Genomic DNA, 22928 nt, shown 5'->3' on the forward strand with positions numbered 1-22928 from the left:
AGCCGCACCCTATGGACCCTTGCTATTGCGTCGGCGTTTTAAAGTTCGGGCTCAGCATTATTGACCCACGCACCTAGCAGCATCGCGACCAAGGACCGGCTTACGCGCGAACCAAAGTACGGGGTGCCGGCGCCCCGCGGAAAGATGGACCGCCTTGACGTCCTCGATCATGTGGCCGTGTCCCTGCAATGAGCCCGGATTTTCATCGATTCGGTTGCCCTGCCGTGGCAAGAAAAAGAGGGCCCCCATCCAGAGATGGATGAGGCCCTCTTTTCGGGTCCCGCCTAGCCTACGTAGGTGTAGTAGCCCATCAACGGCCCGTACGGGCTGTCCGCCGGACGGACGACGGTGCCGACGGAGGGGTTCTGGGCACCGATGATCTTGCCCCCGCCGATGTAGATGCCGGCGTGGCTGCCGCCGTTCTGGTACACCAGGTCACCCGGCTTGGGGTTGGAGGTTTTCACGAACTTGCCGCTGGTGCGGATGGCAGTCGTGTTGTGGGGCAGGCTGATTCCGGCCTTGCCGTAGATGTACTGGATGAACCCGGAGCAATCCCAACCCGAGGGACTGCTGCCACCCCAGACATAGGGTGTGCCCTCGTAGCCCATGGCCATGCCCGCGATGCCTGATAGGCCGACGCTTGAGGCCGAGCTGCTGGCTTCGGTCTTCTTCGGGGTGGAGGCCGTGGTGACCGTGCCGGTCGACTCGGCGTTGTTGCTCGTGCTCGGCTGCGCCGGTGTCGAGGACTGGCGGCTTTCGCGGGTCATGGCGGCACCTGCCGCTGCGTCTTCGCGCTCGGCCGCCGCGGCGGCATCCGCCTGGGCGGCTTCGCGTTCGGCGGCCGCTTCCTGGGCCGCCTCGCGCTCGGCTGCGGCCTTGCGCAGTGCCGCGCGGTGGGCGGAACCGTCGGTGGACTTCACGTCGGCGACGGAGACCTTGATCTGCTTCAGCTCTCGTGGCTTGGCGTCCGCAACGGTGACGGCGGCAGGGGTGTCCACGGAAGTGCGCAGGATGTCCGCGGCCGGGGCCTTGGCTGCCTCGCGGGCGGCCGGGGCGCCCTCAGCCGGAACACCAAGGGTCAGCACGAGACCGGAGGCGGCGGCGATGACGGCGGCCTGGCGGCCAACGGAACCGGCATTGGAGGAAACTGCCTTCGAAATCGACCCCAAGGGGTTGCTGCGGGCGGGCATGGCGCGGTGGCGGCCCAGGTGTCGCTTGGTCATGTGTTGGTTACCTCTCCCAATGCCTGCGGGGTGAGCTGTCGGATTCGAGTGGGAGTCACTCGGCGCCCGCGCTGCATGGCAGTGCGGAGCGCTTAACCCCAAGGGCCCTGGTGGACCCGGATATTGGTTCCCCCGCCACTGCCAGAATTTTGCGTGAACGGAACCCGTAGTGGTGGCAGTGCTCGGCAATCCACTTGGGTGCGCCGGGCTCATAGGAAGCCCGGCACGGGAACGAATTTACATGAAAGCAGTGTAAAAGTCACGAATTGATTACGAATCGATATCTGCCGTGTCACGTAGTCGGATGGCGGGCCGGGCGGGCCGCTCGTGAGGTCCGCCATAAGACCTTGTCATATACCCCCGGGGGGTATATGTTCTGTGCATGGAAACTGAAGGACGGCACCATGAACACCACGCCCACACCGGCGACAGCGCTTCCGTGTCGGCGTCGGCTGGGCACACGGGGCACGACCACGCCCGCATGGAGCACGCGGGGCACGGAGAGGTGGGGGGCCACGGTGGCCATCACGGGCATGGGGACCATGTTGGGCAGTTCCGCCGACTGTTCTGGATCATGCTGGTCATCGCGGTGCCGGTGGTCGGGTTCAGTGGCATGTTCGCCTCGATCATCGGCTACCAGCTGCCCGAAGCACGTTGGATCACGTGGATCTCTCCGATACTGGGCACCCTCATGTACGTCTGGGGCGGAAAGCCGTTCCTGACCGGCGCGGCCAGCGAGCTCAAGGACCGCAAGCCCGGGATGATGCTGTTGATCGCCCTGGCCATTACCGTGGCATTCCTGGCTTCCTGGGGTGCCCACCTTGGCCTGCTGGACCATGGCCTGGACTTCTGGTGGGAACTGGCCCTGCTGATCGTCATCATGTTGCTGGGCCACTGGATCGAGATGCGTTCCCTGGCCCAGACCTCCTCTGCCCTGGATTCCCTGGCCGCCCTGCTGCCCGACGAGGCGGAAAAGATTGTCGACGGCCAGGCCGTGCCTGTCGCCCCCGCCGATCTCGTGGTCGGCGATGTGGCGATCGTCCGCCCCGGAGGCAGGGTCCCTGCCGACGGGCGCGTGGTCGAAGGCACCGCCGACGTCGACGAGTCCATGATCACCGGTGAATCCCGACCCGTCAGGCGCGGGCCGGGCGATGCGGTGGTGGCCGGCACCGTGGCCACGGACACCGCGCTGCGGGTGGAGATCACCGCCATCGGCGAGGACACCGCCCTGGCAGGGATCCAACGTCTGGTCACCGAGGCCCAGGGGTCCTCCTCGCGGGCCCAGCGCATCGCCGACACCGCCGCCGGGTGGCTCTTCTGGTTCGCGCTCGGAGCTGCCGTCATCACCGCGGTGGTCTGGGGCCTGCTCGGTTTCCCGGACGATGCCGTCATCCTGACCATCACCGTCCTGGTCATCGCCTGCCCCCACGCACTGGGCCTGGCGATCCCCCTGGTCGTCTCCATCGCCACCGAACGCGCCGCCCGCGGAGGGGTCCTGGTCAAGGACCGCCTCGCGTTGGAAAGCATGCGCACCGTGACCTCGGTCCTCTTCGACAAGACCGGCACCCTCACCCGCGGAGAACCCGTCCTGACCCGGACCCTGCCAGCCGATGGCGAAGACGAGCGGGAGCTCCTGGCAGTTGCCGCGGCCGCCGAGGCAGACAGCGAGCACCCCTTGGCGCAGGCGATTGTGGCTGCCGCCAGGGACCGCGGGCTCGAAACCCTGCAGGCCACGGATTTCAAGGCCTCCACCGCGCTGGGCGTGGACGCGGTCGTCGATGGATCGAGCATCAGCGTCGGCGGGCCCGGCATGCTCGAACAACACGGGGCCGGGCCCCTTCCCGAAACCGAGGAGTGGAAGGCCGAGGGGACGATCATCCTGCACGTGCTCCGGGACGGGACCGTGGTCGGGGCCCTGGGATTGGCCGACGAGATCCGCCCGGAATCACGCGAAGCGGTCCGGGCCCTGCATGCCCTGGATATCGAGGTCGTCATGATCACCGGCGACGCCGAGGCCGTGGCCCGCTCCGTGGCCGGCAAGCTGGGCATCGATCGCGTGTTCGCCGGGGTCCGGCCCGAGAACAAGGAGGAAAAGGTCGCCGAGCTGCAGCGCGAGGGCCGCAAGGTCGCCATGGTCGGTGATGGCGTCAACGACGCCCCGGCACTGGCCCGGGCCGATGTCGGCATCGCCATCGGGGCAGGCACGGATGTGGCCATCGCCTCGGCCGGGGTGATCCTGGCCAGCGACGACCCGCGCTCGGTGCTCTCGGTCATCGAGCTCTCCCGTGCCAGCTACCGCAAGATGAAGCAGAACCTGTGGTGGGCGGCCGGCTACAACCTGGTCTCCGTGCCCCTGGCCGCCGGCGTGCTGGCACCGGTCGGGTTCGTGATGCCCATGGCAATCGGTGCCCTGCTGATGTCGGCCTCCACCGTCGTGGTCGCCCTGAACGCCCAGCTGCTGCGCCGCCTTGACCTGTCTCCAGAATCCAGCACGGCACAGGCCCTGCGCCGTTCACCTGCCCCGGAGCGGGAACCGGCCGCCGTTTAGGGCGTTGCGCGCCAGGGGGGCGCCTATACGGGGGTGGTGAAGGTTCCGGAGAGGTTCTGGAGTTCGTAGATCCAGTACGTCCAGGTGCCGGTGGCCATCAGTAGGCCGACGAGGATGAGCAGGGAGCCTCCAGCGATGTTGAAGGCGCGCATGTGGCGTCGGACGAAGCCCAGTGCCTGGGTCACCCGTTCGAGGCCCAGTGCCACGAGCAGGAACGGGATCCCCAGACCCAGGCAGTAGAGGAAGCCCAGCAGGGCGCCCCTGCCTGCTTGTCCGGTGCTGGTGCTCAGTGCCAGGACGGCGCTGAGGGTGGGGCCCATGCAAGGGGTCCAGCCGAGGCCGAAGACGATTCCCAGCACCGGCGCCCCGGCCACACCGGCCCTGGGCTTGAACGATGGCTTCACCGTCCGCTGCAGTGCCGGGAAGATGCCCACGAGCACCAGCCCCATGACGATGACGAAGACACCCAGGCCCCGGATGAGCAGGTCCTGCCAGCGCAGCATCCATCCGCCGATGAGGCCGAAGGCCGCACCGTAGAGGGTGAACACGAGTGCGAAGCCGAGAATGAACAGGCCGACACCGGTGAGCATCCGCCGGCGCGGCTGCCCGGCTGTCCGGCCTCGGAGAGGCCGGAGACGTAGCCCAGGTAGCCCGGGACCAGGGGCAGGATGCACGGGGACAGGAACGAGACGATACCGGCGGTCGTGGCCAGGGGTGCGGCCACGACCAGGGCCCCGGACTGCACGGTTTCGGCGAAGAACGCGCCGATGCTCATCCTTTCCCTCCCCGGACATGGCAGGGTCGGACGGGTGCCGTGGGTGTGTGGATCGTCCTGTTCGAGCCCGGCGTGGCATGGGCCCTGGGGCTGGTCACTCCTGGTCCTTCCGGGGCTCGAGGCCGGTGAAGGTGCGGCCCATGTCCCGGGAGACCTTGACGCCGGTGGGGGAGGCGGTCCAGATCTGTGGCTTGCCGTCCTTGAAGACCAGGTCCATGGCGGCGACGTCCTTCGTGGCGGCGGGGCGTTTTTGCCATTGCAGCCCGCCGTCGCTGCTGGAATACAGGGTTCCGTCGGGAGTGATGCCCGCTGCCTGGTTGCCCGATACGGCGGTGAGCATCAACAGAGGCGCCCCGGGGACCCGGTCCCAGGAATTGCCGTGGTCGGACGAGCGCATCAACCCCGATTCCGTGGTTGCCAAGGCGACGTGGCCGTCCGTGGTGGCGGCGAGGTGGTAGGCGGACACCTGGTCCTCGGCCAGCTCCCAGGAGCTTCCGCCTTGGTTGGTGACCAGTTGGCCGTCGAAGCCGATGATGCCCTCGTGGGTGGCGGCCAGGGCGTGGAAGTCCGATTGCCCGGTCCGCGATAGCGGCGTCCAGGTCCTGCCCCCGTCAATGGATTCGACCAGTCCCACGGGGTTGGGCATGTCGACTCCGGGCCCGGGGTGACCGGAGGCATAGAGGGTCCCGTCGGTGGCCACGGTGAAGCCCATGAGGTCGATGTCCGGGCCGATCCGGGTGGCCGGTTTCGTGGAGACGTCATATAGGCCATCGTGGGTGGCGAGCAGGACCTTGCCCGTTTCGGCATCCACGTGCATGCCGTGGATGTGGCTGGTCGGGTAGTCGGCGGTGGCTGCCACGGGAATGGAGCTGTCCAGTGTCGAGGGAGGCGAGCAGGCCGAGAGCACCAGGGCGCTGGCGGCCAGGAGGTCAACGATTCCGGTACGGCGCCGGGGCAGTATGGACTTGGGCGTGATGGAGGGCATGGGGTTCCTTGGATTCTTGGAAGCGCAGACAGGATCGGTGTGGGACCGCATGGTCCCGGTCCCACACCGCTGGTGCACGGGGAAGTGGTGGCCTAGAGGCCGGCGAGCAGGTCCTGCATCTTCTTGATCTCCGCCTGCTGCGTCTTGACGATCTGTTCGGCCAAGGCAATGGCCTGGGGGTTCTGACCATCGGAGATCTCGTCCTCGGCCATGCCGACGGCACCCTTGTGGTGCTCGATCATCGATTCCAGGAACATCCTCGACGCGTCGGTACCCTGCGCCGACTCCAACTCCTTGAGCTGGTCGTCGGTCATCATGCCCTCCATGCCGTGGCCTTCCATGCCCATTTCGGTGGGCTCGCCCCACGTTTTCAGCCATCCGGTCATGGTCTGGATCTCCGGTCCCTGGGCATCCTTGATCATGGTGGCCAAGTCGGTGATCCCGCTGTCGATGCCGTCCTTGGCGAGCATGATCTCGCTCATCTGCACGGCCTGCTTGTGGTGGGGGGTCATCATCTGCGCGAACATCGTGTCCGCGTCGTTGTGCTCGGCCGACACCTGGCTCCCGGCGGCCGACGAGGCCGGCTGCTGGGACGAGCTCGACGCGGCGTCAGAGGCGGCGGGGTTCTCGTTGCCGGCACATCCTGCCAGGGTGATGGCTGCGGCGATGCCGATGGCGGGCAGTAAAAGCTTGCGTTTCATGGTGGTTCGTCCTTCGTTGTCCAAGATGTCTGCAGGTCATCCAGCCGCCAAAAGGCGGCCGGTGAAGGCGAAACCAGGTGTCCGGTGGGCACGACTGGTCCGCGCACCGGATCCTAGGTGCGGCTAATGCAGAGTTGGGCCAACGAAGGCGTGGGAACAATCCGGAATACTTCCGGGGCAGGGGGCGGGCCACGACGCAGGAGCGAATTTGGCAGCTTGTTTCGCGTTGGAACCAGGAAGACGAACATCGCCAGGACGATCAACGAGAGCACGCAGATGCCAGCGGCCATGTCCCCGGCGTCGCAGGTGCCGACGCAACCAGCCATTGGCGAGCCGTCGCCCGTTGGCCCGGTGTCCGCATGCGCGCTGGGAATATCCGAGGCAGTGGCCGTCATCGCATTGGCTGGCGAGGCGGCGTTGGCAGAAGCCAGGCCCGTCTGGGAATCCGCATGTTCCCCGTGGCCGCCCATCCACAGGTGCATGCCGATGATGCCCGTCAGGACGGCTCCGAGGCACAGCAGGAGCAGGAAAGAATGCCGGCGGGGCACGGTCCTTCCTGAATCCATCACTGGCCCATTCTACCGGCCGGGAACAGGGCCCGCTTCATTCGCGGCCATGGGCCGGAGTACAGAGTCGTGGACCAGCCCGTGATCAAAGGCAGGGCGCGGGCCTACCCCGCGGGGGTATGCGCGTTCGAGGTGCGGGGAGTCGGTTGGATTGGCTGCATATCCCGTCGACACGCCCCATGGGCAGGTCTACCGTGGGAAAACCAGGCGTGCCCGGCACGCCCCGACTGGACGAACCGACGCACAAGGGAGCAATCCAATGAGCCACATCACCTCGATGCTCGACGCCTACCCCAAGGACCTGGGGGACATCGACCGCGGAAAACTCGCCGAATGCATCGCCGCGTGTTTCGAGTGTGCCCAGACCTGCACCTCCTGCGCGGATGCGTGCCTGGGTGAGGAAATGGTCGCCGAACTGACCAAGTGCATCAGGACGAACCAGGATTGCGCCGATGTCTGCGCCACCACCGGCAACGTCCTCTCCCGGCATACCGGCTACGACGCCAACGTCACCCGCTCCGTCCTGGAGGCATGTGCCGCGACCTGCAAGGCCTGCGCCGATGAATGCGGACAACACGCCGAAATGCACGAGCACTGCAAGGTCTGCGCCGAAGCCTGCCGCCGCTGCGAACAGGCATGCAATGACCTCCTTGCCGGCCTGGGGCGCGGAGCCTCCGAATAGCCGGGGCTGCCCCGAGAGGACCCGCCGAAGGGCAGGATGTCGGAAACTTCATGCTGCCGGTCCTGCCTAGAGATCGGTCAGGCCCACTGCCTGCTTGTCCAGGCAGGGCGAGTGTTTTCCCGTGCGGGCCCCGAACGACCGGCGGCAACCACAGCGGGCATCCCCCGCTGAAGGCAGCTGCAGCCAGATGAAACGTTGCATCCAGTTGTAGTTGCCGAAGTCCAAGACGGCACCTTGCAGCTGCGCGGACAGATCAGGGCTGACACTCAACTGGACATCCTCGAATGCCGGTTGCGATCCAGGGGCACCCGAATCCATGCTCGTGGTGGATCCAGAAGTTTCCGCTGGATACAGCGTGCAGTGGACGGGTTTTCGGGGCAGGGTCCGGGAAAAGTACAACCCGGTGGCCCGGCACCCGCCCGGGCCACTGAAACAGTGCAGTGTCCCGCCGAACGCCCTGATCATTTCCAGCGCATCGGAAGTAACCCCGAAGTCTTCGCCCGTGGGCAGCCTGGCGATGACGGTATGGCGGGGAGTGGTTGGCATGCCGTCCTTCCCGGAGAGGGTGGCCGGAGGAGTGGATCACGGATCGGTTCGGGCTTAGGCAGGAGTTGGCTTCTCTGGCGTAGTCCAGACCGGCACGGCGACCATCGTGCCGACGTTTGGCAGCGCCGCTCGGATTGCTTGTTCGACCGACCGGTTCCGCTCCCTCATCTGCGTCATGGTGGGCTCATCGTCTGCGGGGATGGAAACCTCCACGTGGAGCTTGTGGCCCATCCACCGCATGCGCACACCCGGGTCGCCCGGCGCGATTCCCCCGAGGGCCCTTTCGGCGCGTTGGACCAGGTCCGGATCCACTCCGTCCATGAGCCGCCGGCCGATGTCCCGGGCGGTTCCCCAGAGCAGGACGGCGATTGCGGCGGAGATCAGCAGGCCGATGATTGGGTCGGCCAGCGGGAAGCCGAGCCAGACGCCGGCAACACCGAGCACGACGGCCAGCGAGGTGAACCCGTCGGTGCGGGCATGGACCCCGTCGGCGACCAGGGCAGCCGAACCAATCTGCCGGCCCACCTTGATGCGGTACATGGCCACCGCCTCGTTCCCGGCGAAGCCGATCAGACCTGCGGCCAGGACCCACCCCAGGTTCTCCAGTGGTTGGGGCTCGAAGAACCTGCGGATCGACTCGGCGGCGGCGATCACGGCTGAGAGGGCGATCATCGCGACGATGAACAACCCGGCCATGTCCTCGGCCCGCCCGTACCCGAAGGTGAAGCGTTTCGTGGCGGCCCGGCGGCCGAGTAGGAAGGCAATCCACAGGGGTATCGCCGTCAGGGCATCGGAGAAGTTGTGGACGGTATCGGCCAGCAGGGCGACCGATCCGCTGATCACCACCACCACGAGCTGGAACACCGCGGTAACCCCGAGGCCGATCAGGGAGAGCTTGACCGCCCTGATGCCCTTGGCGCTGCTCTGCATGGCGTCATCGATGGAATCGGAGACGTCGTGGCTGTGTGGGACGAACAAACCGTGGATGACCCCGCGGAACCCGGAAGGGTGCTCGTGGTCGTGACCGCCCTGGTCATGGTCGTGGTGACGTTCGTGTCCGTCATGGGGGTGGTCGTCGTTGTGGCCGTGGGTGTGCCCGTGCTGGGTGGAGGGTGTCACGGGGTTTCCCCGGCGTCCTCGTGGTGGTGCAGTGGCGTCCCGCCGAGGGCGTGTTCGGCCTGGAAGATCGCGTCGCTGACCAGCTGGCGGGCGTGCTCGTTGGCCAGACGGTAGAACACGCGGGTTCCGTCCTGGCGGCTGAGGACCATCCGGGACAGGCGCATCTTCGCCAGGTGCTGGGATACGGCTGCCGGGGACTTGTCCACGATTTCGGCCAGCTGGTTCACCGGCAGCTCACCGTCACGTAGGGCCAGGACGAGCCGTACGCGTGTGGCGTCGGCGAGCATGGAGAAGATCTCCACCGCGAGTTCGACATACTGGCTATCCGGTTCTCGACCACACATATTGGTATCTGCATGCATGCGAACATTATTACATGGCCAGGCCGCTTGTCATGGTCGGCGCCGGGCGGCACCCCTGGTGAAGGATCGGCATGTGGTGCCAAATCATGTTGCAGGCGACTTCTGATATCCAATGCAGGGGTTCTGAAAATGACATTGCGACTCGGCCGTCAACTCTCGCAACAGTCGAAATTGTGTCCTCCAATAAGAATGTGCAGAAGGGGCCCATCCTGGACGGTTTGTTCTGACCCACCGGGTGCCAATTTCAGAGATCTACCGCATTGGGAATGCCGTCATTACGCGGTAATGCAGGGGACTTCGGATGACGGTGATCCGAAGTCCCCTGCATTGCCAAATCGCATTCCGGCCCACAGTCGTCTGGACTAGCGATCTGAGAATCGCGCTTCAACGGGTTTCGCGTTCTCCCTCGCCGGTCACCGTCCCCGGGGGAGGCGGGGCGGCAGGTATCGGTAGAGGCTTGAGCGGGTGATGTCTGTCTTCTCTACGCCTTCCCGGATGGGGTTTCCCTGGTCGCTCAGATGTTTGGCGTAGGCGAGTTTCGATGGATGGACAACGCCGAGCCGGCCGATGCCTTTGCCCTTGCTGGAGGCCACTGCGCGGGCGTCGGCCGCCCGCTCCATCGCGTAGGTTTCAGCAGCCAGTGAGCCTTCGCCGGGTGGATCAGTATTCTTTGCTGGGCCGCGCACTCCCGCGTCCAGCTTGCTTCAGTGCCTGTAGGCCAACGAACGCGAGTACCGAAAGTGCCGTGGCCACTAGTGGTAGCGGAAAGTTGACGATGAGGCTGTCCAGGAAACCCTGACCGCTCAGCTCCGGGTTGTCTGTCAGGGCGACCGCCAGCGCCATCGCCAGGGTGACCAAATACCAATCCCTGAAGGTTGACGCATGTTTGGTCACCAACGTGGGCACCAGGCTTCCCGCCGCCGTAGAGACCGCGCCAAGGAGGAACATATAGGCCAGAGTCTTCACCGCGTCAGCCCATGAGAATCCGACTCCTGTTGCCGAGAGAGCCACCAGCATGACCGTTCCGATAACGGTGGTGAATATAGTGAACCATGAAAACCGGACCAGGGCCGCCGGGACATTTGATGCCACGGTCTCATTGCGCGCCTTGGAAATGGGACTCACCAGACACTCTTGGTTGCACTGTAGGACTCCGTGCCACAGTTCAGGTTGAGGCAGAAGAAGCTTTGGAGGTTCTGTCTTCCCATGATGGTCCAGTACGGCGATGCTCCTCGTGCGTAGAACTCGTGTGAGGGGGCCTTTACTCGCCTCGTAGTGATCTGCATTTTGCCGCTGCGCCAACTATCAACGGTGGCGGTATAGAAGATGTCGCCGGCAGCCCAGCAGAGCGGGTTACCCACTGAGTGGTTCATCCGCGCGCGGCCGTAGGTCTTGTTGATGTAGTTCCCGAAGAACTTCATTCCAGCGGAGCTTGCGACGCCGGTCTTGATTAGAGCGCCCTGGGAGTTGTATTCCTTGCTGACGCCAACGCCCTTTTTGAATGTCTGGTTTAGTTTGAGCCAGTTGAAATCGACGCCCATGGCTGTTTTGTAGGAAAGGAACTCCTCCTTCGTGTATCCGGGCTTCCAGGTGCGGTTGTTGCCGTTGTATGTTCCGTTGGTATTCGTGGGATGGCAAACGGTGGGAACGTCAACCCGGTTGTTGGGGATGAAGGTGGCGTAGCGGAACTGTGTGCGGGACGCAGTTCCGTACGGTGATGCCGCAGCGGTCGTTGCGTTGGTCGCTTGAAAATCGAGGGAAAGAGAACGCTGGTAGTCACCTTCGTCGAATTTGACCGCCAGGTTGTGGGTGCCGTCCTGGGTGACTACGCCTGAGTAGACCACTGGTTTGGTCGTGTCTCCTCCGCCCATGCCGACGTTGTTCACCTGGACGCCGTCAATGTCTACAGAGTCGATCCGACTTCCCGCAGGAGCGACCAGGGAGTATGAGGTTTCGCTGGTCGCCAGTGCCAGTACCGGGCTGAGGTCGCTCTTGTTGACTGCGGGGACCTCGACGGTGGTTTCCTCCTCGACGGCGTCGCCAGTTTCCGGAACCGGGACGCTCTCGTGGGGTGCAGCAATGGGCTCGACAGATTCCAGGTTGATAGCTGGAAGAGCTGAGAGCAAGGTGACTTTCACTGGTTTATTGTCCGGGGTCATGCCCTGGTAGGCATCTTCCCCGTCGCCAATTTCGTCCAACGCCGTCAGAGAGATGGATGCGCCGGAGGCAACGTGCCTGACGGAAGGGGCATCGCCGTTCAAGGTGAGGGCAATTGTGCTCTGTCCCGGGAGGACGATGCCCTGTGGAACATGCGGGGAGGCCATGGGAGCGGCCAGAGAAGCCAATAGAAAGGAACTCGCTACTGCGGTGGTGACCCCGATTGAGGGCATGTTCAGCCAACTCTCATCTTTGAGTGAAACTGCAAGTGATGAGAGATATTTGCACCGCAAGGATGTGCCTGTCAACGACCAATTTTTGAGGGCAGCGACTGCCGGTCGATTTACTCTGAGTTTTGTATAAGCCACGCGAAAAATGCTCGGAAGGAGTTGCCCGGCAAAAGTTCCCCTCGCGGGAAACCACAAGCAATGTAGGCCACCTTTGGATATCCATAGTGCATTAGCCTTCGGAAAATGACACCCCGCTGGCATGATCCTTGGGCTGTGCTAAAACGACCCTTTGAGGATCAGCCGGTTGTGACACCTCTGCGGCGGTCTGTGTGCGTCTCAAATGCCATGTGCGCAACTGGATGCTCACGATTACAGCCCCGCACGGCTTTCGGTCCTTCTCACTAAACGAACGTTTACCGGGAGGCCCCGGACACCTAGCCGGATGCAGTGCGGATCAGTCGGCTCTCGTCGTCTGTCGGGGCAGATCGCGGTTGCGCAGCAGTGAGGCGACGAGGGGCAGGGGGTGCCAACGGGCATGGGATGCTGCCAACCCGGTGATGATGAAGGCTCCGAGGAGGCCGCAGATGATGTCGGTCATGGTGTCGTCAAGGCTCGCGTTTTGGGCATGTGTGCCCAGCAGGCGGTCGCTGGTGTATTCGGCGATCTCCCAGGTGGCCGCGACGAAACCACCGGTGGCCATGACCGCTGCGCCCACGAGGTAGGGCGGAAGGTGAAGGTTGTTCCTGCGGCGGATCACACCGAGGCCGAGGAACACGGTCGAGCCCACCAGGAACCCCGAAAGGGTGTGGATGGCCTTGTCCCAGTGTGGCCAGATCGCATACAACCCGAGGCGGCCGCCGGCGAAAGGGCCCGCCAGCAGGAAGGCGAGGTAGGTGGCATGCAGCCACGTCGGCAACCTCGCCTCGACGGCCTGTTCGAGCCACCACGGCACCAGGGCCGCAAAGGCCAACAGTCCGGGGATGACGGCCAGGGCCCATGTGCGCATCACGGCCGAAACGGCAAAGTACCCGAGGAAGAGCACCTCGACGGCGACCAGCATCGCCGCGCTTTGCACGCTCGGGAAGGATCTGGCCGCTGCCCGGAGGGCGGGACGTCGACCGGGCGGAGCGTGCACTGCATGCCGACCCCGGGGGGCCGGGTCATCCGGCGGGTTCATGGGGTATCTTCGTCCGCCGGCCCCCGGTTGGCAGCGGGCCCCATCGACGCCTGGACGGTGGCATAGACCTGCTCGGCGTACCCGTCCAGGTACAAGGTGCAGGCCCCCAGCCTCTCCTCGGCCTCCCTGGCTTCCGGCAGGGCCAGGACGTCGCGCTTCTTCAGGTCCCGGAACCAGCGGCGCAACCGGGTGAGGCTCTGCTCCTCCTCCTCCAGCTCCGCGAAGGTGAACTTCTGCTTGTGGATCTCTCGGGCGATCTCCTGCTCGAACTTGCCGCAATCAGCCATGAATTCGGCCCATTCATCCAGGCGCACGGAACGGTAGGCTTCGCTGAGCATCGCCGTCGACGACCCGTCGCGGGGAGAAGCGTCGATGAGCGCGAAGGTCCCTCCGCCCTCGCGGCACAGTTCGGCAGCCTGTTCAAGGCCGGGGTCGATGGCGGACCCGGCCGGCAGGGTCCAAACACCCGGGGAGACCGGCACCGCCCCGGTGCGGCGCAGCTGGCGCCATACCGCCACCCGGTAACGGGAGGGTTCGGCGGGAACCTGGAAGAAAACGAGGACCCACTTCAGTTCATGTGCCACAATCAAGATTGTAACCGCCGTTACAGGCCGGAGGAATGATGCAGCGCACCCTGTTTGCCGGGAACTGGCTGGACAAGACGTTTAAGGTCAGCCTGGTCCTGAAAGGCCTGGACGGCCTCCTGGAGCTGGTCGGGGGAATCTTGTTCCTGCTGGTCCCACCCGACCGGATCGGTTCCCTGGTCCGGGTCATCACCCAGCACGAGCTCATCGAGGACCCCGGGGATCTCGTGGCCAACGCGCTGCGGGACGCCGCCGGGGCGATGACGGTCTCGGCGAGCATCTTCGCTGCGGTCTACCTGCTGCTGCACGGGCTGGTGAAGATCGTGCTGGTCTGGGCGGTGCTGCGGGACAAGCTCTGGGCCTATCCATGGATGATCGCCTTCCTGCTGGCGTTCATCGTCTACCAGGGGTACCAGATGGCGGTGGCCTTCTCCTGGGCAATGGCCTTGTTGACGGTTTTCGATATCTTCATCGTCTGGCTCACCTGGCACGAATACGGTGCCCACAAGACCCGCTCGGCCGATCCTGCCGAGGACCCGCGGCCCCGGCAGGCCTAGCCGGTGGTGCAGGTCATGGACTCCGAAGCGGTGGCCTTCACGGTACCGGCGCGGCGGCTCAGACGGATGCGGGGCCGGGCACGAAAACGCGAAGATGCAGGCCTTGTCGATCCGGCCGAAGGGCCCGGGGTGGGTCTCGGGCCGCTGAACGGCTCCGTGCGTGGCGGGAGCGTGGCCTGACGGGTGAAACCAGACGTAAGTCGTGGTCGCTGCGGCTGTCGCGAAATCGAGTCGATTGGAGGACACGGATGTGGTGGCAACTGATGGCGGGCACCGTCGGCGGTTTCCTGCTGCTTTACCTGGCCCTTTTGGCAGCCCTGTGGGTGTATGCGCGCAAGCATCCCGACACCGTCACCTTCGGCGATGCGCTGAGGCTGTTGCCGGACCTGCTGCGTTTGATCCGACGGATGATGGCCGATCGGGCAGTGCCGGCCCGCGTGCGGTTCATGCTGGTACTGCTACTCATCTACCTGGTGCTCCCCATCGACCTGGTCCCGGACTTCCTGCCCGTCATCGGCTACGCGGACGACGTCGTCATCGTCGCCCTCGTCCTGCGTTCCGTGATCAGGCACTCTGGTTTCCCGGCGTTGGAAAGGAACTGGCCGGGCAGTCCGCAGGGGCTGGACATCCTTGCAAGGCTTTCGGGAGCCGACCGGCGGTAGCGGCCCTCGTGAAAGTGGCGGCCGGAATCAGACTTCTTAGGAAACGAACGCTTTTCGGGATTCTCTGACCGGTGTTTAGGGGCCCGGCACCCCCCCGAAGGGATGCAGGCCGTTGGTCCTCGGACTATGCTCCTAGGCACTGGCATCGGGAAGCCTGTGGAAGGCATCAGCACTAGGAGCACCCCCATGAACATCATCACCATCGATACACCCCAGCTGGGCGATCGCAGCTACCTGGTACACGACGGCTCGAGCGCACTGGTGATCGACCCGCAACGCGATACGGACCGGCTCGAAGCCGCCGTGCGCGAGGCCGGGGTGCGCATCACCCACATCGCCGAGACACATATCCACAACGACTACCTCACGGGCGGCCTCAAGCTGGCCCGGGCCCACGGGGCGCAATACCTGGTCAACGCCGCGGACCCCTTGGACTACGAGCGAACACCCATCGCGGACGGCGAGGTCATCCACATCGGCAAGCTGACCATGCGGGCCCTGGCGACCCCGGGCCATACCCATACGCACCTGTCGTACATCGTCGGCCATGATGGCGAGGAGGCAGTCTTCTCCGGAGGAAGCCTGCTATACGGGTCCGTCGGGCGGACGGATCTGGTCAGCGACGAAGACACCGAGATGCTGACCCGGGAGCAATACGCATCGGCGCGTCGTCTCGTCGGAGAAGCCGCGCCCGACGCGCAGTTGTACCCGACCCACGGCTTCGGTTCCTTCTGCTCCAGCGGACCGGCCACAGGGGTGGACTCCTCCACGATCGCCGAACAGGAACGGCAGAACCACGCCCTGACAGACCCGGACGAGGACCACTTCGTCACCGCGCTGATTGCCAACCTCACCGCATACCCGGCCTACTACGCGCACATGAGCCCGTTGAACCTCCAAGGCCCCGGTTCGCCTGACCTGACCGTGCCCGAATCCGTCGACGCCAACGAAATCACCCGCCGTCTCGGCGAAGGTGGATGGGTCATCGACCTGCGCAACAGGGTCGCGTTCTCCGGCAACCACCTCAGTGGATCCGTCAGCTTCGAATACGGCGACGGCTCCAGCTTCACCGGCTACCTCGGATGGGTGCTGCCCTGGAACGAAAAGCTGACGCTGGTGGGAACACACGAGGAGGTGGATAACGCCATCCGCGACCTGTCACGCATCGGCATCGATTCACCCGACGCGTCCATCGGCGACGGCCCCGGCGAATGGGCCCCCGACGCGGATACCTCCCAGTATCCACGCGTCGGTTGGGAAAAGGTGCCCCACGGCACTACCGGCGACGACATCATCTTCGACGTGCGGCGCTCGGACGAATTCGACAAGTCCCATATCAGGGGAGCCGTCAACATACCCGTCCACGAACTTTTGCCCCGCATGGCCGACGTCCCCCCGGGCAGGCTATGGGTGCACTGCGCCTCCGGGTACCGCTCCGGCATCGCCGCGAGCCTGCTGCAACGCGCCGGCAAAGACGTCGTGCACATCGATGCCATGTTCACCGACGCCGCAAGCGCCGGACTGCCGATCAGCGGGAATTAACCGCCCACAGCCCGCCCTGGCGTTCGCCAGCTACAGTCCGATCCGGGCCGTTCTACCTCGGTCCCACCGGGCCCGTGGCCGATGTGGGCCTCGCGCATCCCGGGTCCCCAGCCATCGGGACCTGCAGATCCGCGTTCGGCCCCGCGTAGCCGACCGGCGCGTGCCGTGCCTGGAATCCACTCCCCTGTTCCCAAAACGCGGCCGGTGTTTCCCAAAGCGGAAATGGTGGCCAGACGCGGTGCGCACGCTGGCCCGGCCAAGAAGTGTCCGCATGCCACAGAACCAGGCAATTGGTCCACAATGACGATCCCACCTTTGGCCGGGGCCCGAAAAAATCACTCGCGGTGGACACCACCCCGCGGGATCACAACCTAGTCCCGACTGAAAAGTCTGCCGAGCCATCCGGTGCCGGCGAACCGCTTTGCCTCCGGTGGGGTCGCGGAGGCACCGCACGTGCAACGGTTGGATTTCGGCACGTTGCGCATGACCTGCTCGACATGGTTGCCGCACCCGGCCCATGTCGTCTTGCCACATTTCCTGCATGTGACTGCTCGGCACATCTTTCGTCCCCATTCCTTTTGGCTCTTGCGGTACTGCCGCCTTCAAAATCCAGCATACCCCCACGGGTATACAGATTTTATCGAAGGTCCTTGCGGGATACCCCCCCTAGGTATTCTTGTTGATCAGGAACGGATACCCCCTGGGGTGTCGAAACGATCATCAAGGAGATCACATGCTGCTCGAACGGATCTATGACGAGGACCTGGCCCAGGCGAGCTACTTCATCGGCTGCCAGCGCAAGGGCGAGGCAATCGTGGTCGATGCCCGCCGTGACATCGCCCCCTACCTGGACCTGGCCGCGGCCAACGGGATGAAGATCGTCGCGGTGACCGAGACCCACATCCACGCGGACTACCTTTCCGGGACCCGCGAGCTGGCTGAGGCCACCGGAGCGGAGATGCATGTTTCCGGGGAAGGCGGGGAGGACTGGCAGTACGGCTTCGAGGCCAACCGGCTGCACGACGGTGGAACCCTGGCCATCGGCAACATCACGCTCAAGGCCATCCACACCCCCGGGCACACCCCGGAGCATCTTTCGTTCCTGGTGACCGATGGGGCCTTTGCCGACCAGCCCGGCTACCTGCTCTCCGGGGACTTCGTCTTCGCCGGGGACCTCGGCCGACCGGACCTGCTCGACGAGGCGGCCGGCGGCGTGGACACTCGCTTTGAGGGGGCCAAGCAGCTCTTTGCCAGCCTGCGCGACCGCTTCCTGGCGCTGCCGGACCTGGTCCAGGTCTTCCCGGCCCACGGATCGGGCAGCGCCTGCGGCAAGGCGCTCGGCGCACTGCCCTCCACCACCGTCGGCTACGAACGCCTCTACTCCTGGTGGGGTAAGTACCTGGAAGCAGGCGACGAGCAGGGATTCATCGACGAGCTGCTCGAGGGCCAGCCCGATGCCCACGCGTACTTTTCGCGGATGAAGCGCCAGAACCGCCAGGGCCCCGCCGTCATCGGCGAACGCGACGCCCTGCAGGAGCTGCCCAGCGCCCAGGTCGCTGGCGACATCGACGACGACACGGTCACCTTCGTCGACACGCGCCCGAACAACGAGGTCCACCCGGGCACCGTCGCACGGTCGGTGAACATCCCGGCCGGCACCAAGGTCGCCAGCTTCGGCGCGTGGGCCATCGACCCCGAAACGGATGACCGCCCGCTGGTGCTGCTCGCCAGGGACCAGGAGCAGGCCCAGCAGTTGTGGGACCACCTCATCCGGGTCGGGATCGACAAGGTCGCCGGCTATGTCACCGACCTGCAGGGCCTGCCCACCGCGGTCCCGCGGATCATCCAGCCCGAGGACCTCGAGGACTTCGACGCGGCACTGGTGCTGGACGTGCGCAACAAGACCGAGCACGCCGACGGACACATCCCCGGCTCCCGCCAGCTCAGCGCCGGCCGCGTGCTCTGGCACCAGGACGAGCTGCCCGACGAGGGCACGATCGTGACCTACTGCCAAAGCGGTGTGCGCAACTCCGTGGCCGCCAGCGCGTTGCGCCGGGCAGGGCACGACGTCGTCGAACTCGACGGCAGCTACGCCGCCTGGGCCAACTGGAAGGCCTCGCAGCCAGCCAACGCATAACCCGCCCCGGCCGGCTATGACGGCCGGGCAGGAAGGAAAGGGACGCCCCGGCGATCTGCGGGGCGTCCCTTTGGTGCCTGCGGCACTTCGCAACCGAAGCACGCGCCCCCCATGCGACCCCCGCGGCCCGTCCCCCACGCTGCAGCGCCGAACACGCGGAAGCCGCGCGGTCCCCCGGCACGCGCCGGAACCCACGCACACGGATGCATCCCACCGGAGACGAAAAAAGGGCGCCCGCATGATGCAGGACGCCCTGTTGCGTGTCCGGGAACCGCCGAACCGGGAATGTGGCTTTTAGGCCAGGGACAGGAAGAGCTTTTCCAGGTCCTTCTTGTCCATCGAGTTGTCCTCGCTGGCCAGGCACTGCTCCAGCCCGGAGGCGATGATCGCGAAGCCGGCCTTGTCCAGCGCCTTGGAGACCGCGGAAAGCTGCGTCACGACATCCTTGCAGTCGCTCCCCCCCTCCAGCATGCGGGTGACCGCTGCCAGCTGGCCCTGGGCTCGTTTGAGACGGTTGACGACGGGCTTGAGTTCGGTGGCTGTCGAGCTGCATGGCGGTTCTCCTCGGATGGTCTTGTTCCTGTCCGATTCTATACCCCCTAGGGTTTGTTGCATACCCCCAGGGGTATGTGGCAGGCTCTTAAGGACATATTCGTTCGACAGGAAGAGGTCCTCTTGGCATCCGCAACCCCCACCGTAACCGACCTAGACGCCGCGACCCTGCGCGGATGGATCGACCAGCACGAGGACCTGGTCGTCCTCGACGTCCGCTCCGCCGCGGAATTCGAGACCATGCACATCCGTGGCTCCTACAACGTGCCGCTGGCGCTGTTGTCCGAGCACGCCGACGAGCTCGCCGAGCGCCTGGGTAGCCGCGTGGTGCTGGTGTGCCAGTCCGGCGTCCGGGCCGAGCAGGCCCGCACGCGCCTCGACGGCGCTGGAATCGGCACCGCCCTGGTCCTGGCCGGCGGCGTTCCGGGCTTCGCCTCCGCCGGCGGCGACGTCGTCCGCGGCACCCAGCGCTGGGACCTCGAACGACAGGTGCGCCTGGCCGCCGGCTCCCTCGTGGTCGCCGGCCTCGTCGCCGGGAGGTTCGTCTCCCCGAAGCTGCGCCTGCTCGCCGGCGCCATCGGCACCGGGCTGACCTTCTCGGCCGCAACCAACACCTGCGCCATGGGCCAGGCACTATCCAAGATGCCCTGGAACAAGACCGCCGCCGAACCCACCGCCCGGACCGCAATCGACCAGCTGCCGGCCCGGAACTAGAACCCAGCCCGGGATCGTCCCCCTCCGGACGCCCACCGGGGCTGGCCCATGAACCGGGGCCGTGCGGCATCCCCCTGCCACACGGCCCCACGACCCCAAAAAAATACAAATGATCCGGAAGGAAAGACACATGAGCGAGATCGACATCCAGCAGGCCGCGGCCCGCCGGGACAGCGACCAGGTCCTCGACGTCCGCGAGGACTTCGAGGTCGCCGACGGCATGATCCCCGGCGCCCTCCACATCCCCATGGGGGACCTCAACGCCCGCCTGGGCGAGATCGACAAGGACCGCCCGGTCATCGTCGTGTGCCGCAGCGGGAACCGCAGCGCGCGCGTCGCCGACGCCCTGAACGCCGCCGGCTTCGCCGCGGACACCATGGCCGGGGGCATGAGCGCCTGGCAGCAAGCCGGCCTGTCCACCACCTAGGCATCCTGTCCCCAAGCCCCCCCTGCTTCCCGCCTGCTCCCTTTCCTGACAAGGACCACCATGACCGTCACGCTCGCAGTGATCCTCCTGCTCTCGGTACTGATCGGGCTCTCGCTCGGCCTCCTGGGCGGCGGGGGGTCCATCCTCACCGTCCCGATCCTCACCTACGTCGCCGGGCTCGAACCACAACAGGCAATCACCATGTCCCTGTTCGTCGTCGGCGTGACCTCATTGGCCAGCGCGGGGAACCACGCCAGAAACGGCCGCGTGAAATGGAAGACCGGGCTCCTCTTCGGCTCCGCGGGCATGGCCGGGGCCTTCGCCGGAGGCACCGTGGGCAACCACATCCCCGGAACGGTCCTCATGGTCGCCTTCGCGGCCATGATGCTGGCCACCTCCGCGGCCATGATCCGGGGACGACGCGCAACCAGCGCGGCAGATCCAACCGTGGACATGCCAATGGCAAAAACCCTTCTGACCGGCGGGGCCGTCGGACTGCTGACCGGGCTCGTCGGCGCCGGCGGGGGGTTCCTGATCGTGCCCGCGCTCGTCCTGCTCGGCGGTCTGCCGATGGCCACGGCCGTTGCCACGTCGCTGCTGGTCATCGCGATGAACTCCATGGCAGGATTCGCCGGACACCTGACCGCCCTAAACCTGGATTGGCCCCTCACCCTCGGCGTGACCGCCGCCGCCATCATCGGCTCCCTCGCAGGAGCCCGCCTGGCCGGACGCATCCCCGAGTCGGCCCTGCGCCGGGGCTTCGGCTTCTTCGTCCTCGCCATGGGCGTCTTCGTGCTGATGCAGGAACTGCCCTCCCCAGCCAACCTCCTCGTCGGCATCACCGCCGCGGCACTCGCCGCAGCAGCAGCTCTGTGCTGGTTCGCCATCCCCGCCTGCCCACTACGCAAGACACCCCCGTCCCCCGCACCGGGAACGGCCGAAACGCCCTAACCCACCAACCACCGGACCATAGGAGCACACCATGGCCACCGTCAACCTCACCGAACAGAACTTCGAGCAGACCCTGGAGAACAACGAGATCGTCCTCGTCGACTTCTGGGCCAACTGGTGCGGGCCCTGCCGCATGTTCGCCCCCACCTACGAAACCGCCTCAAAGCAGCACCCGGACATCCTCTTCGGCAAGGTCGACACCGAAGCAGAGCAGGGCCTCGCCGCCGCCGCCGCCATCACCTCCATCCCGACGCTGATGGCCTTCCGCGACGGCGTGCTGGTCTTCAGCCAGCCCGGCGCCCTGCGTACCGCCGACCTCGAGGCAGTCATCACCAGCGTCAAGGCACTGGACATGACCGAGGTACGGGCCAAACTCAAAGCACAACGAACCCAGCAGGCCTGACTCCCCGAACCGGTTAGCCGCGCCAGCGCCGTCTGGAGCCCCCTCATGAACACCACCACGGCACGCCTGCCGACACTGGGACTGCGCGCCAACGCCGCGCAGTTCGCCCCGCTGGTGGCCGTCAACGCCCTCGTCGGCGGCATGATCGGACAGCAGACGGTGCTGCCACTGCTCGCGAAGTCCGAGTTCGCACTCGCGGGCTACACGTTCGTCTTCGCGTACGTGGCCGCCTTCGGCCTCACCAAGGCTGCCTCGAACTGATTCGCCGGGACGCTCTCGGACCGCTACGGACGCAAGCCGGTCCTGCTGGCCGGCTGGCTGTTCGCCGTCCCGGTGCCGATCATGCTCATCCTCGCACCGGGCTGGGGCCAGGTGGTCGCCGCGAACGCCCTGCTCGGCATCAACCAGGGACTGGCCTGGTCCACGACGGTCGTGATGAAGATCGACCTCGTCGGCCCGGACCGCCGCGGACTGGCCATGGGCCTGAACGAAGCCACGGGCTACGGGGTTATCGCCGCAACGTCCCTGTTCGCCGGCTACCTCGCCGAACAGTACGACCTACGCCCGACGCCCACGGCGCCGCCGGCGCGCTTCTCGGAGGCCTGCTCGCCGACGCCTCCAGTCTGCGCGCGGCCGTCTGGGTCGCCGCCGCCCTCAGCGCGGCATCGGCTGTTGTTGTGGCACTGCGCATGTACGAAACACACACCGGACGCGACCCCGCGACCGCCGAATGGGTTCCACCACGCCACACAGAGCAGTAGCGTGGCGGACAACATCAACCCTGTACCCGAGGAGATCCGACATGGCCTATACCCACACCATTACCGTCCCCCTCGCCTGGGACGAAGCCGTCGAACGCACCCGCAGTGCCCTCGCCGAGCAGGGCTTCGGCGTCCTGACAGAGATCGATGTCAGGGCCACATTCACCCAAAAACTCGGTCAGGAGAACGGGGATGCGCTCGGTGACTACATCATCCTCGGTGCCTGCAACCCGCAACTCGCCCAACGCGGCATCACCGCCGAACCAGAACTGGGGGCCCTCCTTCCCTGCAACGTCGTCGTCCGCCGCGCCCCCGGGGCAACCGAAACCACCATCGAGTCCATCGACCCCCAGACCATGGTTCAGCTCAGCTCCACCGACGCCACACGCGACGTCGCCAACGACGCCGATGCCCGCCTCGAAGCCGCACTCGAAGACATCACCAGCAGGTGACCCCCCACGTGGGCGCACCAGCACCAAAAGAGCGTTCGATCCAGCGAACCATGCGCTGAAAATCTCATCAAACGAACGTTTGCCGGGAGGCACCGCAGGGAAACCGCGGGGCCTC

Annotated in this window: 24 protein-coding genes, 2 pseudogenes and 1 riboswitch; of the genes and pseudogenes, 12 read left to right on the top strand and 14 right to left on the bottom strand. The window is 65.7% G+C overall.

Annotation, left to right across the window (positions count from 1 at the left end; genetic code table 11):
* Window positions 1-284 precede the first annotated feature (284 nt).
* A complete protein-coding gene (locus tag ACN0TP_RS17335; protein ID WP_417221058.1) occupies window positions 285-1223 on the bottom strand; it encodes a C40 family peptidase in 939 nt (312 codons plus the stop codon).
* A 6-nt stretch (window positions 1224-1229) separates the two neighbouring features.
* Window positions 1230-1387: riboswitch (cyclic di-AMP (ydaO/yuaA leader) on the bottom strand.
* A 218-nt stretch (window positions 1388-1605) separates the two neighbouring features.
* On the opposite strand from ACN0TP_RS17335, the gene ACN0TP_RS17340 reads away from it, so the two are divergent.
* Window positions 1606-3771, top strand: a complete 2166-nt coding sequence (locus ACN0TP_RS17340) for a heavy metal translocating P-type ATPase (protein ID WP_417221060.1) — start codon at window positions 1606-1608, stop codon at window positions 3769-3771.
* Between the two features lie 23 nt (window positions 3772-3794).
* Here the strand turns inward: ACN0TP_RS17340 and ACN0TP_RS17345 are convergent.
* From ACN0TP_RS17345 to ACN0TP_RS17360, 4 genes and pseudogenes are all read right to left on the bottom strand, one after another.
* A pseudogene (locus ACN0TP_RS17345) lies at window positions 3795-4546 on the bottom strand (cytochrome c biogenesis CcdA family protein).
* A gap of 94 nt (window positions 4547-4640) precedes the next feature.
* The gene (locus ACN0TP_RS17350) at window positions 4641-5531 is read right to left on the bottom strand and encodes a F510_1955 family glycosylhydrolase (protein WP_417221062.1); all 891 of its coding nucleotides are present in this window, start codon (window positions 5529-5531) and stop codon (window positions 4641-4643) included.
* A 92-nt stretch (window positions 5532-5623) separates the two neighbouring features.
* Window positions 5624-6232 carry a DUF305 domain-containing protein gene (locus ACN0TP_RS17355; protein ID WP_417221065.1) on the bottom strand — a complete coding sequence of 203 codons (609 nt, stop codon included), beginning with the start codon at window positions 6230-6232 and terminating at the stop codon, window positions 5624-5626.
* A 113-nt stretch (window positions 6233-6345) separates the two neighbouring features.
* Complete coding sequence (locus ACN0TP_RS17360) at window positions 6346-6801, bottom strand: hypothetical protein (protein WP_417221068.1); 456 nt, start codon at window positions 6799-6801, stop codon at window positions 6346-6348.
* Between the two features lie 256 nt (window positions 6802-7057).
* Here ACN0TP_RS17360 and ACN0TP_RS17365 point away from each other — a divergent pair, with 256 nt between their 5' ends.
* A complete protein-coding gene (locus ACN0TP_RS17365) occupies window positions 7058-7480 on the top strand; it encodes a four-helix bundle copper-binding protein (protein WP_417221071.1) in 423 nt (140 codons plus the stop codon).
* 66 nt (window positions 7481-7546) lie between these two features.
* On the opposite strand, the gene ACN0TP_RS17370 is transcribed toward ACN0TP_RS17365, so the two are convergent.
* The 8 genes from ACN0TP_RS17370 to ACN0TP_RS17405 all read right to left on the bottom strand — a co-directional run bounded on the left by ACN0TP_RS17370 (window position 7547) and on the right by ACN0TP_RS17405 (window position 13655).
* On the bottom strand, window positions 7547-8026 hold the full coding sequence (locus ACN0TP_RS17370) for a peptidase (RefSeq protein WP_417221072.1): 480 nt from the start codon (window positions 8024-8026) through the stop codon (window positions 7547-7549).
* Between the two features lie 54 nt (window positions 8027-8080).
* On the bottom strand, window positions 8081-9145 hold the full coding sequence (locus ACN0TP_RS17375) for a cation diffusion facilitator family transporter (protein ID WP_417221074.1): 1065 nt from the start codon (window positions 9143-9145) through the stop codon (window positions 8081-8083).
* Complete coding sequence (locus ACN0TP_RS17380) at window positions 9142-9507, bottom strand: ArsR/SmtB family transcription factor (RefSeq protein ID WP_417221076.1); 366 nt, start codon at window positions 9505-9507, stop codon at window positions 9142-9144. The genes ACN0TP_RS17375 and ACN0TP_RS17380 overlap by 4 nt, the downstream gene beginning before the upstream one ends.
* A gap of 413 nt (window positions 9508-9920) precedes the next feature.
* Window positions 9921-10127 carry a helix-turn-helix domain-containing protein gene (locus ACN0TP_RS17385; protein WP_417221077.1) on the bottom strand — a complete coding sequence of 69 codons (207 nt, stop codon included), beginning with the start codon at window positions 10125-10127 and terminating at the stop codon, window positions 9921-9923.
* 40 nt (window positions 10128-10167) lie between these two features.
* On the bottom strand, window positions 10168-10632 hold the full coding sequence (locus ACN0TP_RS17390; protein ID WP_417221079.1) for a hypothetical protein: 465 nt from the start codon (window positions 10630-10632) through the stop codon (window positions 10168-10170).
* Window positions 10629-11972 carry a hypothetical protein gene (locus ACN0TP_RS17395; protein ID WP_417221080.1) on the bottom strand — a complete coding sequence of 448 codons (1344 nt, stop codon included), beginning with the start codon at window positions 11970-11972 and terminating at the stop codon, window positions 10629-10631. Before ACN0TP_RS17395 ends, ACN0TP_RS17390 begins: the two co-directional genes overlap by 4 nt.
* A gap of 376 nt (window positions 11973-12348) precedes the next feature.
* Window positions 12349-12969 (bottom strand): hypothetical protein, encoded by a 621-nt coding sequence (locus ACN0TP_RS17400; protein WP_417221082.1) that lies wholly within the window; start codon window positions 12967-12969, stop codon window positions 12349-12351.
* A 98-nt stretch (window positions 12970-13067) separates the two neighbouring features.
* Window positions 13068-13655 (bottom strand): Chromate resistance protein ChrB, encoded by a 588-nt coding sequence (locus ACN0TP_RS17405; protein WP_417221083.1) that lies wholly within the window; start codon window positions 13653-13655, stop codon window positions 13068-13070.
* A gap of 35 nt (window positions 13656-13690) precedes the next feature.
* Between ACN0TP_RS17405 and ACN0TP_RS17410 the strand changes: the two genes are divergently transcribed.
* The 4 genes from ACN0TP_RS17410 (at window position 13691) to ACN0TP_RS17425 (ending at window position 18553) form a co-directional block, all read left to right on the top strand.
* Complete coding sequence (locus ACN0TP_RS17410; RefSeq protein WP_417221086.1) at window positions 13691-14212, top strand: DUF2127 domain-containing protein; 522 nt, start codon at window positions 13691-13693, stop codon at window positions 14210-14212.
* 248 nt (window positions 14213-14460) lie between these two features.
* Complete coding sequence (locus ACN0TP_RS17415) at window positions 14461-14874, top strand: YkvA family protein (protein WP_417221088.1); 414 nt, start codon at window positions 14461-14463, stop codon at window positions 14872-14874.
* Window positions 14875-15060: 186 nt separating this feature from the next.
* A complete protein-coding gene (locus ACN0TP_RS17420; protein WP_417221091.1) occupies window positions 15061-16416 on the top strand; it encodes an MBL fold metallo-hydrolase in 1356 nt (451 codons plus the stop codon).
* Between the two features lie 733 nt (window positions 16417-17149).
* On the top strand, window positions 17150-18553 hold the full coding sequence (locus ACN0TP_RS17425) for an MBL fold metallo-hydrolase (protein WP_417221092.1): 1404 nt from the start codon (window positions 17150-17152) through the stop codon (window positions 18551-18553).
* Between the two features lie 294 nt (window positions 18554-18847).
* Here ACN0TP_RS17425 and ACN0TP_RS17430 read toward each other — a convergent pair whose 3' ends face one another.
* A complete protein-coding gene (locus ACN0TP_RS17430) occupies window positions 18848-19123 on the bottom strand; it encodes a metal-sensitive transcriptional regulator (protein ID WP_417221132.1) in 276 nt (91 codons plus the stop codon).
* Window positions 19124-19228: 105 nt separating this feature from the next.
* Here ACN0TP_RS17430 and ACN0TP_RS17435 point away from each other — a divergent pair, with 105 nt between their 5' ends.
* The 6 genes and pseudogenes from ACN0TP_RS17435 (at window position 19229) to ACN0TP_RS17460 (ending at window position 22813) form a co-directional block, all read left to right on the top strand.
* Window positions 19229-19819, top strand: coding sequence for a rhodanese-like domain-containing protein (locus ACN0TP_RS17435; RefSeq protein ID WP_372697344.1), 591 nt, complete (start codon window positions 19229-19231; stop codon window positions 19817-19819).
* Between the two features lie 130 nt (window positions 19820-19949).
* On the top strand, window positions 19950-20246 hold the full coding sequence (locus tag ACN0TP_RS17440) for a rhodanese-like domain-containing protein (RefSeq protein ID WP_372697345.1): 297 nt from the start codon (window positions 19950-19952) through the stop codon (window positions 20244-20246).
* 60 nt (window positions 20247-20306) lie between these two features.
* Entirely contained in the window at window positions 20307-21197 is an 891-nt protein-coding gene (locus ACN0TP_RS17445; protein WP_372697346.1) for a sulfite exporter TauE/SafE family protein, read from the top strand.
* 31 nt (window positions 21198-21228) lie between these two features.
* A complete protein-coding gene (gene trxA, locus ACN0TP_RS17450; protein WP_372697347.1) occupies window positions 21229-21600 on the top strand; it encodes a thioredoxin in 372 nt (123 codons plus the stop codon).
* 45 nt (window positions 21601-21645) lie between these two features.
* Window positions 21646-22173: pseudogene (locus ACN0TP_RS17455) on the top strand (MFS transporter); the annotation flags it as partial.
* Between the two features lie 229 nt (window positions 22174-22402).
* Entirely contained in the window at window positions 22403-22813 is a 411-nt protein-coding gene (locus tag ACN0TP_RS17460) for a DUF302 domain-containing protein (RefSeq protein ID WP_372697348.1), read from the top strand.
* Window positions 22814-22928: the final 115 nt, after the last annotated feature.

It is taken from the genome of Arthrobacter sp. (assembly GCF_048266065.1).
GTDB lineage: Bacteria > Actinomycetota > Actinomycetes > Actinomycetales > Micrococcaceae > Arthrobacter_H.